Source organism: Citrobacter sp. Cb004 (assembly GCF_030337065.1).
Classification (GTDB): Bacteria; Pseudomonadota; Gammaproteobacteria; order Enterobacterales; family Enterobacteriaceae; genus Citrobacter; species Citrobacter braakii.
Genome location: NZ_JAOWCH010000021.1, coordinates 1 through 229 on the forward strand (window position 1 = coordinate 1; position 229 = coordinate 229).

Here is a 229-nt window from a genome sequence, read left to right on the forward strand (position 1 = left end):
AGGTCGCACCTGTGGTCCGGTGAGCTTCATCACAAATGATGAAATCAAATGCAGGAAAACCCAGCTTTTGCGCCTGATGGATGACCTCAACAGAGTGGTAGGTAGAAAACACCACGTTCATATAAGGCGGCTTATCACTGCCGAAAATATCCGGCTGATTAAACGCTTTGACGAGGCTGCTAGCATTCGTGGTCGCCGGATATTTCAGGTCGCTGATACCGACAACAAC

At 48.9% G+C, this 229-nt stretch carries 1 protein-coding gene; it reads right to left on the minus strand.

Translation table 11 applies throughout. The annotated features are described in order from the left end of the window. Positions 1–229, minus strand: a 229-nt coding sequence (locus OGV65_RS00120; RefSeq protein WP_286454473.1) for a DEAD/DEAH box helicase family protein, incomplete at both ends; no start/stop codon positions are given.